Origin of the sequence: Vibrio sp. PID17_43, assembly GCF_002608565.1 — a bacterium.
In the GTDB taxonomy this organism is placed as follows: Bacteria; Pseudomonadota; Gammaproteobacteria; order Enterobacterales; family Vibrionaceae; genus Vibrio.
Map to the genome: position 1 here is coordinate 40,290 of NZ_LIXM01000022.1, position 15,207 is coordinate 55,496.

The following is a 15,207-nucleotide window of genomic DNA, read 5'->3' on the forward strand; positions in this document are numbered from 1 at the left end:
CTCATCCTATTTTTTGTTGTTAATGAATAGCACTGGTGCACAGATATTAATACCTAGTACCAGCAAATAGGTTAGTTTGAGGGGAACAAGTTCCACCTGCATATACATGTAGGCAACATAGAACAGTGCAACCGTGATAAGGATTTTCAGTACTTCACCCATGTAGAATGATGCCGCGACGCGCTTGGCAGCACGAGCTCCACTAAACATAAAAGCACAAAGCGCGAATACTGCATTGGCAACGACAAAAATACCGCCACCAACCAACGCTGAAAGTCCCCATACAGGATTCACGGCCACCGCCATCCCTGCCGCCACAAAAATAACCGCGCCAGACTGGATCATTAACAATTGCTTTGCGAGCTCTCGTCCTGGTCTAGCTAACGCAGCTACCATGTATTCGTACCTCTAGTAATATCCACTTTGCACTAAATCTCGATGTGCAGGGGAATTGGCGAAAATTATACGGTCAGAGCAACTGAATGCAATTATATTGCAGCAAAAACTTACAGTTTTGTTTACAATCCGACAACTTTCACACAAAATTCGATTTATTTAATTAATTGACCTAAATCAATTATCTCATTTAGGCCTCGAGCTTGGCAATTAGTTGCTCTAATTTGTGAGGCTCATCAATACTTATCGTTAGTTTGGCTTTTCCGCCAACCGAGCGGGTCAAAGAAACCTTTGCATCAAGCAGCTGACTCAATTTATGCGACATTTGCTTTGCTTCGATATCTTCTTGTTGGGCTTTTTGTTCATTTTGTGGCGCTAAGCACTTTTTTACTAACTGTTCGGTTTGGCGAACGGTCATTTTCTTCTTAGCGACTTGCTGAGCAACTTCGATCTGCTGCTCACCTTCAAGTGCCAACAGTGCTCGAGCATGACCCATTTCAAGCTTTTTATCCGCAACCAGACCCTTTACATCCGTTTCGAGCTGATTTAGGCGTAATAAGTTACTTACCGTGGTTCTTGATTTACCAATCACATCCGCAACTTGTTGATGAGTCAGGGTGAATTCATCTTGCAGACGCTCAAGCGCTTGCGCTTCTTCAATCACATTCAAGTCTTCACGCTGAATGTTCTCAATCAACGCCATGGCAATCGCAGCACGGTCCTCAACCTTTTTCACCAAACAAGGGACTCGCTTAAGACCGGCTTGTTTGGCAGCACGCCAACGACGCTCACCGGCAATGATTTCAAATTGACCGCTCGCCACTTGGCGCACCACGATCGGCTGAATAATGCCTTGTGATTGAATCGATGCAGCAAGCTCTTCTAGCCCTTCCGGTGTCATATCTTTACGTGGTTGGTACACACCCGGTTGCAACTGACCGATCGATAAGTCAATCAACTCACCGTCTGCCGATAATGCCTGACTATGCGATGCAATATGCTGTTTTTCACGTGCTAACGAACTGGTCGACAGCAACGCATCCAGTCCTTTTCCTAGACCACGCTTAGACATGGGATGAATTCCTTAGAGTAGAGTTAAACTGGGATTTCTTCGCGGCGGAGCATTTCGCCCGCTAGAGCAAGATAGGCTTTGGCGCCTGCGGAGTACTTGTCGTAGTACATCGCTGGTTTACCGTGACTTGGCGCTTCAGCCAAACGCACATTGCGTGGGATCACGGTACGGTAAACTTTACTGCCAAAGTGTTTTTTTAGTTGATCGGATACTTCATTAGACAGGCGGTTACGTGGGTCGTACATGGTACGTAGTAAACCTTCGATTTTAAGGTTCTCATTGACCACGGCCGCTAACTTGCTGATGGTATCCATAAGAGCAGTTAAACCTTCTAACGCAAAGTATTCACATTGCATCGGCACCAGCACAGAGTCAGCTGCAGCCATCGCATTGATTGTAAGAAGGTTTAGAGATGGAGGGCAATCAATAAAGATGAAATCATAGTTATCGCGAACGGACGCAAGCGCGTTCTTTAAACGCACTTCACGAGCGAACACTTCCATCAATTTGATTTCTGCAGCGGTCACGTCGCCGTTCGCTGCAATGAGATCGTACTTTCCTGTGGTCTGGGTGCAGACCACTTGATCAAACGGGGTATCTTCTACCAGAAGATCATACGCCGTGGCATCAACCATATATTTGTCGACGCCACTGGCCATCGTAGCATTGCCTTGAGGATCGAGATCGATCACCAAAACCTTGCGCTTTGTTGCCGCCATCGAAGCTGCTAAGTTAATGCACGTTGTTGTTTTGCCGACCCCACCTTTCTGGTTGGCGATTGCTACAATTTTACCCACGATTACCTCGCTAATTTTCCTTGCGCGATAAGATTACTAGATGACGATCGCCTTCTAACTCAGGAACAGCTAAAGATATGATCTCTGTCACACTGCACCATTCAGGAAGCAGATCCATTTCATCTTTAGGGTGTTGTCCTTTTAGCGCTAGGAACACCCCATTATCTTGTTTAGGCAGATGATGACACCATTCCACCATATCGGTCATTGAAGCAAAAGCTCGGCTCAGAACGCCATCAAATTTTTCTTCTGGTTGGAACTCTTCAACGCGACTTTGAATTGGTGTCACATTTTTCAGTCCTAAGCTATGCACCACTTGCTTGATAAAGCGAATACGCTTACCGAGGCTATCGAGCAAAAAGAAAGTCTTCTCTGGGTTCATGATCGCCAGCGGAATACCCGGCAATCCAGGGCCAGTCCCTACATCGATAAAACGTTCACCTTGCAAGTGAGTACTAACCACTATGCTATCAAGGATATGTTTTACTAACATATCAAGTGGATCACGAACCGATGTGAGGTTATAGGCTTTGTTCCACTTGTCGAGCAGTTCGACATAACCGACCAACTGCTCACGCTGTTTGTCTGAGACTTCCAAATCAGTTTGTACGATCAGCGAGTCCAGTTTAGTGCGTAATGCGCTCATTATTCTTCCTCACCTTTTTTCAGCAAACCGTGCTTCTTCAGGTGAACAAGCAGAATGGAAATCGCGGCAGGTGTAATACCCGAAATGCGTGATGCAATACCGATGCTTTCTGGTTTTGCGTCTGTCAATTTTGCGACGACTTCGTTAGACAGGCCTTTCACGTCTTTGTAATCCAAATCGACGGGCAGCTTGGTGTTTTCATGACGTAAAGACTTTTCGATTTCTTCTTGCTGACGCTTGATGTAACCATCGTATTTTACTTGAATTTCAACTTGTTCAGCGGCTTGTTGATCTTCCAGCGTCGGAGCAAAAGCATCCAGTTGCGTCAATTGTGAATAAGTGATCTCTGGACGACGCAAAAGATCCTCACCGCTTGCTTCACGCGCCATTGGGGTTTTTAACAACTTGTTTAGTTCGTCAATACCTGCCGAGTTTGGATTCATCCAAGTCGACTTCAGACGCTGACGCTCGGTTTCCATGTTGTTAATTTTCTCGTTGAAACGCGCCCAACGAGCATCATCAATCAAACCAAGTTCACGCGCTTTTTCTGTCAGACGTAGGTCGGCATTGTCTTCGCGCAGCAACAAACGGTATTCCGCACGAGAAGTGAACATACGGTACGGTTCTTTGGTACCCATGGTCGACAAATCGTCAATTAACACCCCCATGTAGGCTTGGTCACGACGAGGACTCCAACCTTCTTTGTCTTGGCTGTGCAAACTTGCGTTTAGGCCAGCCATCAGACCTTGTGCTGCCGCTTCTTCGTAGCCGGTTGTTCCGTTGATTTGGCCAGCAAAGAACAAACCGCTAATGAATTTCGTCTCGTAAGTGTGCTTCAAATCGCGAGGGTCGAAGAAATCGTACTCAATCGCGTAACCAGGACGAACGATATGTGCATTCTCAAAACCTTTCATTGAGCGCACAATTTGCACTTGAACGTCAAACGGCAAACTGGTGGAAATACCATTTGGGTATAACTCATGCGTCGTTAGGCCTTCTGGCTCGATGAAGATTTGGTGACTGTTCTTATCCGCAAAGCGCATCACTTTGTCTTCGATAGACGGGCAGTAGCGCGGGCCAATCCCTTCGATCACACCAGCATACATTGGGCTGCGATCAAGATTATTACGGATCACTTCATGCGTTTGCTCATTGGTGTGCGTAATGAAACACGGAATTTGGCGTGGATGATGATCACGTTTCCCCATGAAAGAAAACACAGGGGTTGGATTATCACCATGTTGAGCTTCAAGCACTGAGAAATCAACGCTGCGAGCATCAATGCGTGGCGGTGTACCCGTTTTTAGACGATCCACGCGGAACGGCAGTTCTCGCAGTCGATCCGCTAACGCGATCGATGGTGGATCACCAGCACGGCCACCAGAAGAGCTTTCTAAACCAATATGGATCTTACCGCCCAAGAAGGTGCCCACGGTTAATACTACGGCTTTTGCTTGGAATTTAAGCCCCATTTGAGTAACGACACCCACGACGCGATCCTGCTCGATGATGAGATCGTCCACCGATTGTTGAAATAGCGTTAGGTTTGGTGCATTTTCAAGTGCATCACGCACGTAAGCTTTGTATAACGCGCGATCAGCTTGAGCACGTGTTGCTCGAACTGCTGGCCCTTTTGAAGCATTGAGTGTTCGAAATTGAATACCTGCGTGATCAATAGCTTGCGCCATCAAACCGCCCATAGCATCCACTTCTTTAACTAAGTGACCTTTACCAATACCACCAATGGCTGGATTACAAGACATCTGGCCTAATGTATCGATGTTATGGGTAAGGAGAAGTGTTTTTTGTCCTGTGCGTGCAGATGCAAGTGCGGCTTCCGTTCCTGCGTGTCCGCCACCGACAACAATGACGTCAAAGTTTTCGTGATAAAGCATGAACTGACCTCAGGTATTCAAAGGATTTAATAGACAGATAAAAAAGAGCGGCATTTTACCTTTTTTCTCTGTAGGAGAGAATTGTTTTCTCTCTTTTCATATTTTAGTCTTCAAGATTATATATATAAGATCTATATATATGATCTTTTATTAGATCTATTATTAGGATCGAGTGCTTCTGTGGATAAGTGGAAAATGATCAACAAGAACATGGATCTTTTTTGGATCATATCTTGTGATCATGGTTTGATCTACATGCGAGTATCCTGGGATCAAAATCGGTAGTTATACACAGGGGGAAGACGAGGACAAAGTTGTTAGTTGGATAACTAAAGGAAATTAACCGGATCTTACTATACTTATCCACAGTTCGATTGGGTGAATTTTGAGCGGTTGAGCATTAGGTTTTGCAAAAAGTTATTCACTCGGTTGGGAATAGAGCCGCAAAGCGACTCTGAAAAGAGGGTGTTTGGCCGTTAGAAGCGATCGATATGTTCGTTTAGCCATGCTTCAGCGGCGTCTTCAGGTACGGCATGACTGAGTACATCAATCTTTAAGCAATCTGCGATTGGTGTTGCACCAATGTCTTCTAGCAGGTCATGCGCGTGTTGGCCTGCAGCACAGAAGGTATCGTAGCTTGAATCACCAATTGCAATCACTGCAAACTTCACGTCTGCCATCTTAGGTGGTGTGTTCTGCAGTGCCGCAATGAAAGGCTGGATGTTATCTGGGTAATCTCCGGCACCGTGCGTGGAAGTGATTACTAGCCATGTGCCTTGGTTGTCGATTGAGGCCAATTCTGGTTGGTTGTGGATCGTGGTTTCAAATCCCTTTTCATTGAGTAGATCACTAAGGTGATCACCGACGTATTCTGCGCCACCTAGTGTACTACCTGTAATAATATGGATCATATTTCTTCCTTATAAAGCTATACCAACGCCTTGTCGGTTTTACGCTTAAGCGTCAGTACAAAAAGAAACGCGGTGGTAAGCTTTAGCCTAACACCGCGCGTTTTATTATTTACCGATACAGAATGAGGAGAAGATTCGGCCGAGGAGGTCATCAGAGCTGAATTCACCGGTAATCTCATTCAAGTGCTGCTGAGTAATACGCAGCTCTTCTGCCAAAATTTCCCCAGCCATATAGCCTTCAAGCTGCTCTTGGCCGATTTGAAGATGCTGAGCAGCACGCTCTAGCGCATCTAGATGGCGACGGCGAGCCATAAAGCCGCCTTCTGTATTGCCTGAGAAGCCCATGCACTCTTTTAAGTGAGTGCGTAAAGCATCCACACCCGCGCCTGTTTTCGCAGAAAGGCGAATCAACGTTGGAGCATTCACATGGCAGATCCCCATCTCTTCACCGGTTTGATCCGCTTTGTTGCGGATCACTGTCATGCCGATGTTGTTTGGCAGGCGATCAACAAAGTCAGGCCAGATGTCCTTTGGATCCGTTGCATCAGTTGTCGTGCCGTCTACCATGAACAGTACACGGTCAGCTTGAGCAATTTCATCCCATGCGCGTTCGATACCGATTTTTTCAACTTCATCTGAAGCGTCACGCAGACCTGCAGTGTCAATGATGTGCAGCGGCATACCATCAATATGGATGTGCTCACGTAGCACGTCACGGGTGGTACCCGCGATATCCGTGACGATAGCCGACTCTTTGCCTGACAGTGCGTTCAGTAGGCTCGATTTACCCGCATTAGGACGGCCAGCAATCACGACTTTCATGCCTTCACGCATGATAGCGCCTTGGTTTGCTTCTTTGCGTACTGCATCGAGGTTATCGATGATCATTTGTAGGTCGCCAGACACTTTACCATCGGCCAAAAAGTCGATTTCTTCTTCAGGGAAGTCAATCGCAGCTTCCACGTAAATACGTAAGTGGATCAGCGATTCCACCAGCGTTTGGATGCGTTGTGAGAACTGACCTTGCAGTGATTGCAGTGCTGATTTTGCTGCTTCTTCTGAGCTTGCATCAATCAGGTCGGCAATCGCTTCTGCTTGAGTTAGGTCCATCTTATCGTTCAGGAAGGCGCGCTCTGAGAACTCACCAGGACGAGCGGCACGTACGCCATCAATGCCGAGAATACGCTTCATCAGCATGTCCATTACCACTGGGCCGCCGTGACCTTGCAGCTCAAGCACGTCTTCGCCTGTGAACGAGTGTGGGTTAGGGAAGTACAGTGCAATACCTTGGTCCAGTACGGAGCCATCTTCTGCTTGGAATGGCAGATACTCTGCGTAGCGAGGCTTTAGCGTCTTACCAGTGACTTCTTGCGCCACTTGATTGGCCTTAGGGCCAGAAACACGAATAATGCCAACACCGCCACGACCCGGTGCGGTTGCTTGAGCGACAATCGTATCTGTAGTCATAATCTTGCCTTTTGAGCTGGGCTATAGGGTTTACACCCCTAGGGAGCCAGAACCAATTAATTAGCTGAATTGTAATCAGCCAAAAACAAAAAGGCGACCTTTTGGCCGCCTTTCTTATGCTTTTCTATCAAGGTTACTTAGTGTGTAAGCCTTTTTTCTCCAGTGCTTTGTAAATCAAAGTCTGCTGGATAAGCGTAACGATGTTCGACACCAACCAGTATAGAACTAGGCCTGATGGGAAGAACAAGAAGAAGAAGGTAAACATAACCGGCATAAAGGTCATGATCTTCTGCTGCATTGGATCCGTTACGGTTGTTGGACTCATCTTCTGGATTAGGAACATAGACGCACCCATCAGTAGAGGCAGGATGTAGTATGGGTCCTGCGCTGAAAGGTCATGAATCCAACCGAAGAATGGTGAGTGACGTAACTCAACCGATTCCATTAGTGCCCAGTATAGTGCGATGAAGATAGGCATCTGTAGAAGAAGAGGTAAACAGCCACCCAGTGGGTTTACTTTCTCTTTCTTGTACAGTTCCATCATTTCTTGGCTCATGCGCTGACGGTCATCACCGATGCGCTCACGCATTGCTTGCAGCTTAGGCTGTAGCATGCGCATTTTGGCCATAGATGTGTATTGCGCTTTTGTTAGTGGGTACATGGCACCACGAACAATGAATGTCAGTAGAATAATCGCCACACCCCAGTTGCCAACAAAGCCGTGAATCGTATCGAGCAACCAGTGTAGTGGCTGAGCAATAAACCATAACCAACCGTAATCTACGGTAAGGTTAAGATTAGGTGCGACTTGCGCCATCTGGTCTTGCAGTTTTGGACCAACCCAAAGTGTCGCAGTAAAGTTTGCACTGCCACCATCTGCGATAGTCTTATTCGGCATGCGAATACCGATATCACCCAGATTACCAATCACTCGAGTGTAGATAGTCGTACCTGGCTCATCACGTGGGATCCAAGCTGATGCAAAGTAGTGTTGAATAATAGCAGCCCAACCTTGTCCATTTGGTAGATTTACCGACAGATTGCGATCTCGCATGTCATCAAAGCTGTACTTTTCGTACTTAACATTTTCTGTTGAGTAAGCGCCACCAAGGTAAGTTGGCATGGTGATACTACCACCCGCGTCCATTAAGTTATGGCGTAAATGCGCGTACATACCTAGTGCCGCATTGTTGCCTGACTTATTGACAATATCGTACTCAACGTTCATGGCATAGCTACCACGTTTAAGTACGTAAGTCTTGGTATAGTCTATGCCATTTGCAGTAAAGGTCATTGGAACGCGCAGTTCGTCTTGGCCTTCAGCGAGCGTAAAGCTATCTGCACTCACGTTGTAGTGAGGGCGGTTAGTGCTGCTAACATCGATACCTTGAGGGCCCACGAGACCGCTTTGAGCGATATATTGGTGACCTTGGGTATCTTGTAACAGAACGAATGGGTCTGATGAGTCGAGCTCAGCAGCGTATTGGTTTAGATCGGCATGTACCACATCGCCACCAATGGTGTCGATCGACAGAGTTAAAACATCAGTCGTTACTGTGATAGTTTTTGCTGATGCTTGTTGTTGACCCGGAACTGGATCAAGCTCATCCGCAAAAGATGGTGCAGGTAGAGTACTGCTTGATTGAGCCTGTTCAACCGCTTGAGGTGCTGGATTCTTTGCGACTTGCCATTGTTGGAATAGCAAGAAAGAAACCAGTGCCAGAGCGATGAGCAGGATATTACGTTGAGAATCCATCGTTATTTATCTCTGTCTTGTTTTTGGACTGGTGGAATGGGGTCATACCCCCCTTCATTCAAAGGGTGGCATTTTAATAGACGTTTGCCTGATAACCAACACCCTTTTACAAAACCGTGAGCTCTCAGAGCTTCTAAAGCATAAGTTGAGCAGGTTGGAGTAAATCGGCATCGAGGACCAATCAGAGGGCTTATAAACCAACGGTAGAGATAAATGAGCCCAATGGCTATCCACGAGAGGGGCGAGACAGGCGATGCCATAGCTTATCAAACAACTTTAAAATTTCCTCATTGCTTAAATCTTGCGCGCTTTTCTTAGCAATCACAACAAAATCTTTGTTTGGAAGCTGATGTTGTTTGTTACGAAAGCTTTCACGAGCCAAACGTTTAAAACGGTTTCGGCCAACGGCGGTTTTGATTTGCTTTTTCGGAACGGCTAAACCTAGTCGAGGATGAGATAGGTCGTTATTACGAGCAATGATGGTGAAATGAGGCGAACCAGCACGATGAGCTTGCTGGAAGACGTTTTGATAATGCTCGGGAGTTAACAAACGTAACTCCCGATTAAACGCGAACGTGTTCAAAATAAACTAATGATTATTTTGATAGGCGCGCACGGCCTTTTGCACGACGTGCGTTAATAACTTTACGACCGTTCTTAGTTGCCATGCGAGCACGGAAGCCGTGAGTACGCTTGCGCTTTAGAACTGTAGGTTGAAAAGTGCGTTTCATGATAATTACCTTTACTGATCAGTAGTTTTAGGTTCTTGTTAAACCCGGCGTGGGCAATATGCTTTCTTTATATAAAGAAGCTCTTTATATAGAGAAGAACAACCGACGCCTCTCAACAAAGAGGCGGAATTGTAATCACACTCACATAATGTGTCAATGACTCATGAGTATGAAATTCCGGCCGGGCGATTATACGTAGTGTGAGTAAAATCTCAAGGATCGATTGATCTTGATGCTTGATCTTTACTCGATTCCCCCTTGGTTAAGGAATTTTTGTAATCTTGGATCCTGTGGATTGTCGAAAATATCCTGTGGAGAACCTTGTTCGACAATGTTACCCTCAGCCATGAAGATCACTCGATCCGCGACCTCTTTAGCGAATTGCATTTCGTGTGTGACCACTAGCATGGTTTGGTGCTGATTGGCTAACTTCTTCATTAATGACAATACTTCGCCAACCCACTCAGGGTCGAGTGCGGAGGTCGGTTCATCAAAAAGCAACAGTTCTGGTTGTAAGGCCATTGCGCGACCAATACCGACACGTTGCTGCTGACCACCTGAAAGGGCGGCAGGGTAGCTATCTCCTTTGCTCCCAAGACCGATATCATCGAGGATTTGCTGGGCGCGCTTCATTGCTTGGTCTTTTTTCCAACCGCGCACCGTGATCAAGCCTTCAGCGATGTTCTGACGCGCATTCATATGAGAAAATAACGCATAATTCTGGAAAACAAACCCAGTGCGGCGGCGCAGAGCTAATACTTCGGCTTTGGTATGCTTTTGTGTATCAACTGAGATGTCATCGATGGTGATGCGACCTTCATCCGCTTGCTCAAGGAAGTTAATGGTGCGCAGCAGTGTCGATTTACCCGTACCGCTAGATCCGATAATCACAATGATCTCACCTTGTTTAATATCGAGATCAATGCCTTTGAGTACTTCAGTCTCGCCAAAGCGCTTGTGGATATTTTCTAATTTGATCATCGTACGTATGCCTTATTCAATTTCACTTCTGCCCAAATTTGCACGCGAGTCAACACCACCACGACGCCCCAATAAATCAGTGCGACAGCTAAGAAGGCTTCAAAGAAACGGAAACTCGATGAGGCTTCCATTTGTGCTTTGGCCATGATTTCTGCCACACCAAGTGTGAAGGCGAGGGATGTCGACTTAATCATATCAATGAAGTAATTCATTAATGATGGCAAAGCAACGCGTGTCGCTTGAGGCAAAATGACGCGGCGCATCGCTTGTGTGGTCGTCATACCCACTGACAAGCTGGCTTCCATTTGGCTACGATCAATGCCGATAATAGCGGCACGAATACTCTCTGCCATGTAAGCGGCAAAGTGTAGAGTTAAGCCAATGACCGCCGCAGAAAAGGCATCGAGTCCGACCATGAAAGGGAACACTTGCGGCAAGCCATAGTAAAGCAAAAACAGTTGCACCAACAACGGAGTGCCACGGAAGAAACTGATATATAGCTGACTCAATTGATCAAGAACTGGGAGCTTAAAAACACGAATATTGGCTAAAATGACGGCTAAAATCAGTGAAAAGATTAACCCCCATGTGGCCATTTCCATGGTTGTGCCAAGGTACTTGAGTAGTATCGGCAGTAGCTCTAACATGTAATTAAAATCAAATCCCATACGACTTACCTTGAGAAAAGAAAAGGTGGAATACGAAGTTCCACCTTGTCATTGAGTTAAAAGGATGCGAGATAAAGCGCTGCGTCCTACAAAGAAGAGAAGTTTATTTCGTGATGTCAGCACCAAACCATTTCACCGAAATCTTCTCTACTGTACCGTCGGCACGCATTTCAGTGAGCGCTTTGTTGACGTGTTCCTGTAGAGTACGACCTTTCTCGTTGTCGACGAATGGCCAAGCATTTTCAATGGTTTCAAACGGTTCGCCTGCTAGTTCTAGTGGCAGACTAGTTTTCTTAATCAACTCTAACGCAGACAAGCGATCCATGATGAAGGCATCAGCGCGGCCAAGTGCGACATCGTGCTCGATACCCGTGTCGTAAGTTTTGATATTGATCTTGCCGTCTTTATCGTGGCTTCGTAATAATTGCTCAAAGTTTGAACCTAAATTCACCGCGACGGTTTTTCCTGCTAGATCTTCGATGCCTTTGATGTTGTCGTTACCTTTACGTACCGTAATTTGTGCACCATCTACCACATAAGGGTCTGCGAAAAGATATTTGGCTTTACGTGCGTCGGTCATGGTTATTTGGTTTGAGATGGTATCAATGCGGCCCGTTTCTAACAGGCCAAATAACCCGGAAAAGTTCGCAGTCACGTACTCGATCTTGTAGCCGTTACGTTTACCAATCTCATCCCACATATCCACTTCAAAGCCTTGAAGCTTGTCTTGTTTAACAAAAGTGAATGGGAAGTAGCGACCTGACATACCCACTTTAACTTCCGTCGCGGCTGTATCGACAGCGGCTTGAACGGTGGCAGCAGATAAAGCGAAGGCGGCGACGGCAACCTTAATCCAGTTTTTCATAATGCATCTCCAAATTTTTATAGTTGGAAATACTACTGGTAATGTACTCAGTTAGATAAATAACCAAGTGAAATAACCTATAAGTTAGAGTAATAAGCTGCTTTTTATGGTTAAAAATCAAACCGAGGAAATGTTAGAGATTTAAGGGGTCCCCTACTTGATGTGATACAACAATCCAGTAAAAAAGCTCGAACGATCGATCTGCTGAGAAAATTCATGCACAGAGTTATCACCAATTTGATGATCGACGGCTTTATGCCCAAATGTGGATCATTGTGTGGGCAACTATGGGGCAAGGTGTGTTGATCTCATCAAGTTTGGGGGAATAATTGTGAATAAGTTAGATCTTATTCACTGGATCACCGATCAATTGCTAGCGATCTTGGTTATCAACAGGTAAAATTGCCAGTCTTTTCCGATAATTCAAATATTCAGTGGGGGCACCGTGTCATCTTCGCTTTGGTTGCAATGTTTGCAGCAGCTTCAAGAAGAGCTACCAGCTACAGAATTCAGCATGTGGGTTCGTCCGTTACAAGCGGAGCTCAATGACAATACTCTCACTCTTTTTGCGCCTAACCGCTTCGTTTTGGATTGGGTTCGTGATAAGTACTTAAACAGTATTAATCGTCTGTTGCAGGAATACTGTGGCAACGATATTCCTAATCTGCGTTTTGAAGTGGGCAGTCGTCCTGTGGCTGCACCAAAACCGGCACCGACACGTACTCCGGCGGATGTTGCTGCAGAATCGTCAGCGCCAGCACAACTGCAAGCGCGCAAACCTATCCATAAAACGTGGGATGACGATGCTCAAGCGATCGCAAACATCAATCACCGCTCGAACGTCAACCCGAAGCATAAATTTAATAACTTTGTTGAAGGTAAGTCCAACCAACTAGGTTTGGCCGCTGCGCGTCAGGTATCGGATAATCCAGGCGCGGCGTACAATCCACTATTCTTATATGGCGGTACGGGTTTAGGTAAAACCCACCTTTTACACGCGGTAGGTAATGCGATTGTGGATAACAATCCTAACGCCAAAGTGGTGTACATGCACTCTGAGCGTTTCGTGCAAGACATGGTGAAAGCACTGCAAAACAATGCGATTGAAGAGTTCAAGCGCTACTACCGCAGTGTGGATGCGTTACTTATCGATGACATTCAATTCTTTGCCAATAAAGAGCGTTCACAAGAAGAATTCTTCCATACTTTCAACGCGCTACTGGAAGGCAATCAACAGATCATCCTGACTTCTGACCGTTATCCAAAAGAGATCAACGGTGTTGAAGATCGTTTGAAATCTCGTTTTGGTTGGGGCCTAACGGTTGCGATCGAGCCGCCTGAGCTTGAAACGCGTGTAGCGATCTTGATGAAGAAAGCCGAAGACCACCAAATTCATCTCGCGGATGAAGTGGCGTTCTTTATTGCTAAGCGTCTGCGCTCTAACGTTCGTGAGCTGGAAGGGGCGTTAAACCGCGTTATCGCCAACGCGAACTTTACTGGTCGTCCAATTACGATTGATTTCGTTCGTGAAGCGCTGCGTGATTTGTTGGCTCTGCAAGAGAAGTTGGTGACTATCGACAATATTCAGAAGACGGTTGCGGAATACTACAAAATTAAAGTGGCCGATCTGCTGTCTAAACGTCGCTCTCGCTCGGTTGCTCGTCCTCGCCAGCTGGCCATGGCTCTAGCAAAAGAGCTGACCAACCATAGTTTGCCGGAAATTGGTGATGCATTCGGAGGTCGTGACCACACCACGGTACTGCATGCTTGTCGCAAGATTGAGCAGCTGCGTGAAGAGAGCCACGATATTAAAGAAGATTACTCTAACTTGATTCGCACCCTGTCTTCGTAATCGGTTAGAATGAGAGTAATCTAAGCAAATCATTAATTGAGCTGACAGCGTAAAGAGCCAAGCATGAAATTTACCATTGAACGTAGCCATTTAATCAAACCGCTACAACAGGTTTCGGGCGCACTAGGTGGCCGACCAACCCTGCCAATTTTGGGTAACCTACTGCTTAAAGTAGAAGAGAACGTGTTATCCATGACCGCGACCGATTTGGAAGTGGAATTGGTGAGCAAAGTGACTCTGGAAGGGGATTTTGAAGCAGGCAGCATTACGGTTCCTTCTCGTAAGTTTCTCGATATCTGCCGTGGTCTACCAGATGATGCCATCATCACCTTCGTATTAGAAGGCGATCGCGTGCAAGTTCGCTCTGGTCGTAGCCGTTTCTCTTTGGCAACCCTACCAGCGAATGATTTCCCGAACATTGAAGATTGGCAAAGTGAAGTCGAAGTCTCACTAAGCCAAGCAGAACTGCGCACTCTGATCGACAAGACTCAGTTCTCAATGGCGAACCAAGACGTACGTTACTACCTAAACGGTATGTTGTTTGAAATCGATGGTACGACACTACGCAGTGTTGCAACCGACGGTCACCGTATGGCGGTATCTCAAACTCAGTTGGGTGCGGATTTTGCGCAGAAGCAAATCATCGTGCCACGTAAAGGTGTGCAAGAGCTGGTTAAGCTTATGGATGCACCGGAGCAACCTGTTGTGCTACAAATCGGTAGCTCAAACGTACGCGCAGAAGTAAATAACTTTATCTTCACTTCTAAGCTTGTTGATGGGCGTTTCCCAGATTATCGCCGCGTAATGCCGCAAAGTACCAACAAAACACTAGAAGCAAGCTGTGATGAATTACGTCAAGCATTCTCACGCGCCGCGATTCTTTCAAACGAAAAATTCCGTGGTGTACGTGTGAATCTTGCGGGTAGCGAAATGCGCATTACTGCCAACAACCCAGAGCAAGAAGAAGCAGAAGAAATGCTCGACGTGACCTTTGAAGGTGACGCGATCGAAATCGGCTTTAACGTAAGCTACGTACTTGATGTGCTCAATACACTGCGCTGTGAAAATGTGCGCGTGTCGATGTCGGATGCCAACGCCAGTGCGTTGATTGAAAATGCAGACGACGACAGTGCCATGTACGTGGTGATGCCAATTCGTCTATAAGCCATC

16 protein-coding genes are annotated in these 15,207 nt (G+C 46.3%); 2 read left to right on the forward strand and 14 right to left on the reverse strand.

Annotated elements, in window-relative coordinates:
• Positions 1 to 6: 6 nt before the first annotated feature.
• The 14 genes from AK965_RS15660 to AK965_RS15730 all read right to left on the reverse strand — a co-directional run bounded on the left by AK965_RS15660 (position 7) and on the right by AK965_RS15730 (position 12,185).
• Positions 7 to 396, reverse strand: a complete 390-nt coding sequence (locus tag AK965_RS15660) for a F0F1 ATP synthase subunit I (protein WP_099080486.1) — start codon at positions 394 to 396, stop codon at positions 7 to 9.
• Between the two features lie 190 nt (positions 397 to 586).
• Complete coding sequence (locus tag AK965_RS15665; protein ID WP_099080487.1) at positions 587 to 1,468, reverse strand: ParB/RepB/Spo0J family partition protein; 882 nt, start codon at positions 1,466 to 1,468, stop codon at positions 587 to 589.
• Between the two features lie 23 nt (positions 1,469 to 1,491).
• The gene (locus AK965_RS15670; RefSeq protein ID WP_099080488.1) at positions 1,492 to 2,265 is read right to left on the reverse strand and encodes a ParA family protein; all 774 of its coding nucleotides are present in this window, start codon (positions 2,263 to 2,265) and stop codon (positions 1,492 to 1,494) included.
• A gap of 10 nt (positions 2,266 to 2,275) precedes the next feature.
• Positions 2,276 to 2,911: a 16S rRNA (guanine(527)-N(7))-methyltransferase RsmG gene (gene rsmG, locus AK965_RS15675; protein WP_099080489.1), complete on the reverse strand. Its 636-nt coding sequence runs from the start codon at positions 2,909 to 2,911 to the stop codon at positions 2,276 to 2,278.
• Entirely contained in the window at positions 2,911 to 4,806 is a 1,896-nt protein-coding gene (gene mnmG / locus AK965_RS15680; protein ID WP_099080490.1) for a tRNA uridine-5-carboxymethylaminomethyl(34) synthesis enzyme MnmG, read from the reverse strand. The genes rsmG and mnmG overlap by 1 nt, the downstream gene beginning before the upstream one ends.
• Positions 4,807 to 5,282: 476 nt before the next feature.
• Positions 5,283 to 5,717, reverse strand: a complete 435-nt coding sequence (gene mioC / locus AK965_RS15690) for an FMN-binding protein MioC (protein WP_099080491.1) — start codon at positions 5,715 to 5,717, stop codon at positions 5,283 to 5,285.
• 105 nt (positions 5,718 to 5,822) lie between these two features.
• Positions 5,823 to 7,184, reverse strand: coding sequence for a tRNA uridine-5-carboxymethylaminomethyl(34) synthesis GTPase MnmE (mnmE, locus tag AK965_RS15695; protein ID WP_099080492.1), 1,362 nt, complete (start codon positions 7,182 to 7,184; stop codon positions 5,823 to 5,825).
• Between the two features lie 133 nt (positions 7,185 to 7,317).
• Complete coding sequence (yidC, locus tag AK965_RS15700; protein WP_099080493.1) at positions 7,318 to 8,940, reverse strand: membrane protein insertase YidC; 1,623 nt, start codon at positions 8,938 to 8,940, stop codon at positions 7,318 to 7,320.
• A gap of 2 nt (positions 8,941 to 8,942) precedes the next feature.
• The gene (yidD, locus tag AK965_RS15705; protein WP_099080494.1) at positions 8,943 to 9,200 is read right to left on the reverse strand and encodes a membrane protein insertion efficiency factor YidD; all 258 of its coding nucleotides are present in this window, start codon (positions 9,198 to 9,200) and stop codon (positions 8,943 to 8,945) included.
• Positions 9,167 to 9,490 (reverse strand): ribonuclease P protein component, encoded by a 324-nt coding sequence (gene rnpA / locus AK965_RS15710; protein WP_241214344.1) that lies wholly within the window; start codon positions 9,488 to 9,490, stop codon positions 9,167 to 9,169. Before rnpA ends, yidD begins: the two co-directional genes overlap by 34 nt.
• A 46-nt stretch (positions 9,491 to 9,536) precedes the next feature.
• Positions 9,537 to 9,671 (reverse strand): 50S ribosomal protein L34, encoded by a 135-nt coding sequence (rpmH, locus tag AK965_RS15715; protein ID WP_005378825.1) that lies wholly within the window; start codon positions 9,669 to 9,671, stop codon positions 9,537 to 9,539.
• A gap of 243 nt (positions 9,672 to 9,914) precedes the next feature.
• The gene (locus AK965_RS15720) at positions 9,915 to 10,652 is read right to left on the reverse strand and encodes an amino acid ABC transporter ATP-binding protein (protein ID WP_099080496.1); all 738 of its coding nucleotides are present in this window, start codon (positions 10,650 to 10,652) and stop codon (positions 9,915 to 9,917) included.
• Complete coding sequence (locus AK965_RS15725; protein ID WP_099080497.1) at positions 10,649 to 11,320, reverse strand: amino acid ABC transporter permease; 672 nt, start codon at positions 11,318 to 11,320, stop codon at positions 10,649 to 10,651. The genes AK965_RS15720 and AK965_RS15725 overlap by 4 nt, the downstream gene beginning before the upstream one ends.
• A gap of 103 nt (positions 11,321 to 11,423) precedes the next feature.
• A complete protein-coding gene (locus AK965_RS15730; protein ID WP_099080498.1) occupies positions 11,424 to 12,185 on the reverse strand; it encodes an amino acid ABC transporter substrate-binding protein in 762 nt (253 codons plus the stop codon).
• A gap of 445 nt (positions 12,186 to 12,630) precedes the next feature.
• Here AK965_RS15730 and dnaA point away from each other — a divergent pair, with 445 nt between their 5' ends.
• Complete coding sequence (gene dnaA, locus AK965_RS15740; RefSeq protein ID WP_099080500.1) at positions 12,631 to 14,037, forward strand: chromosomal replication initiator protein DnaA; 1,407 nt, start codon at positions 12,631 to 12,633, stop codon at positions 14,035 to 14,037.
• 63 nt (positions 14,038 to 14,100) lie between these two features.
• Complete coding sequence (gene dnaN, locus AK965_RS15745; protein ID WP_099080501.1) at positions 14,101 to 15,201, forward strand: DNA polymerase III subunit beta; 1,101 nt, start codon at positions 14,101 to 14,103, stop codon at positions 15,199 to 15,201.
• The last annotated feature ends 6 nt before the right edge of the window (positions 15,202 to 15,207 follow it).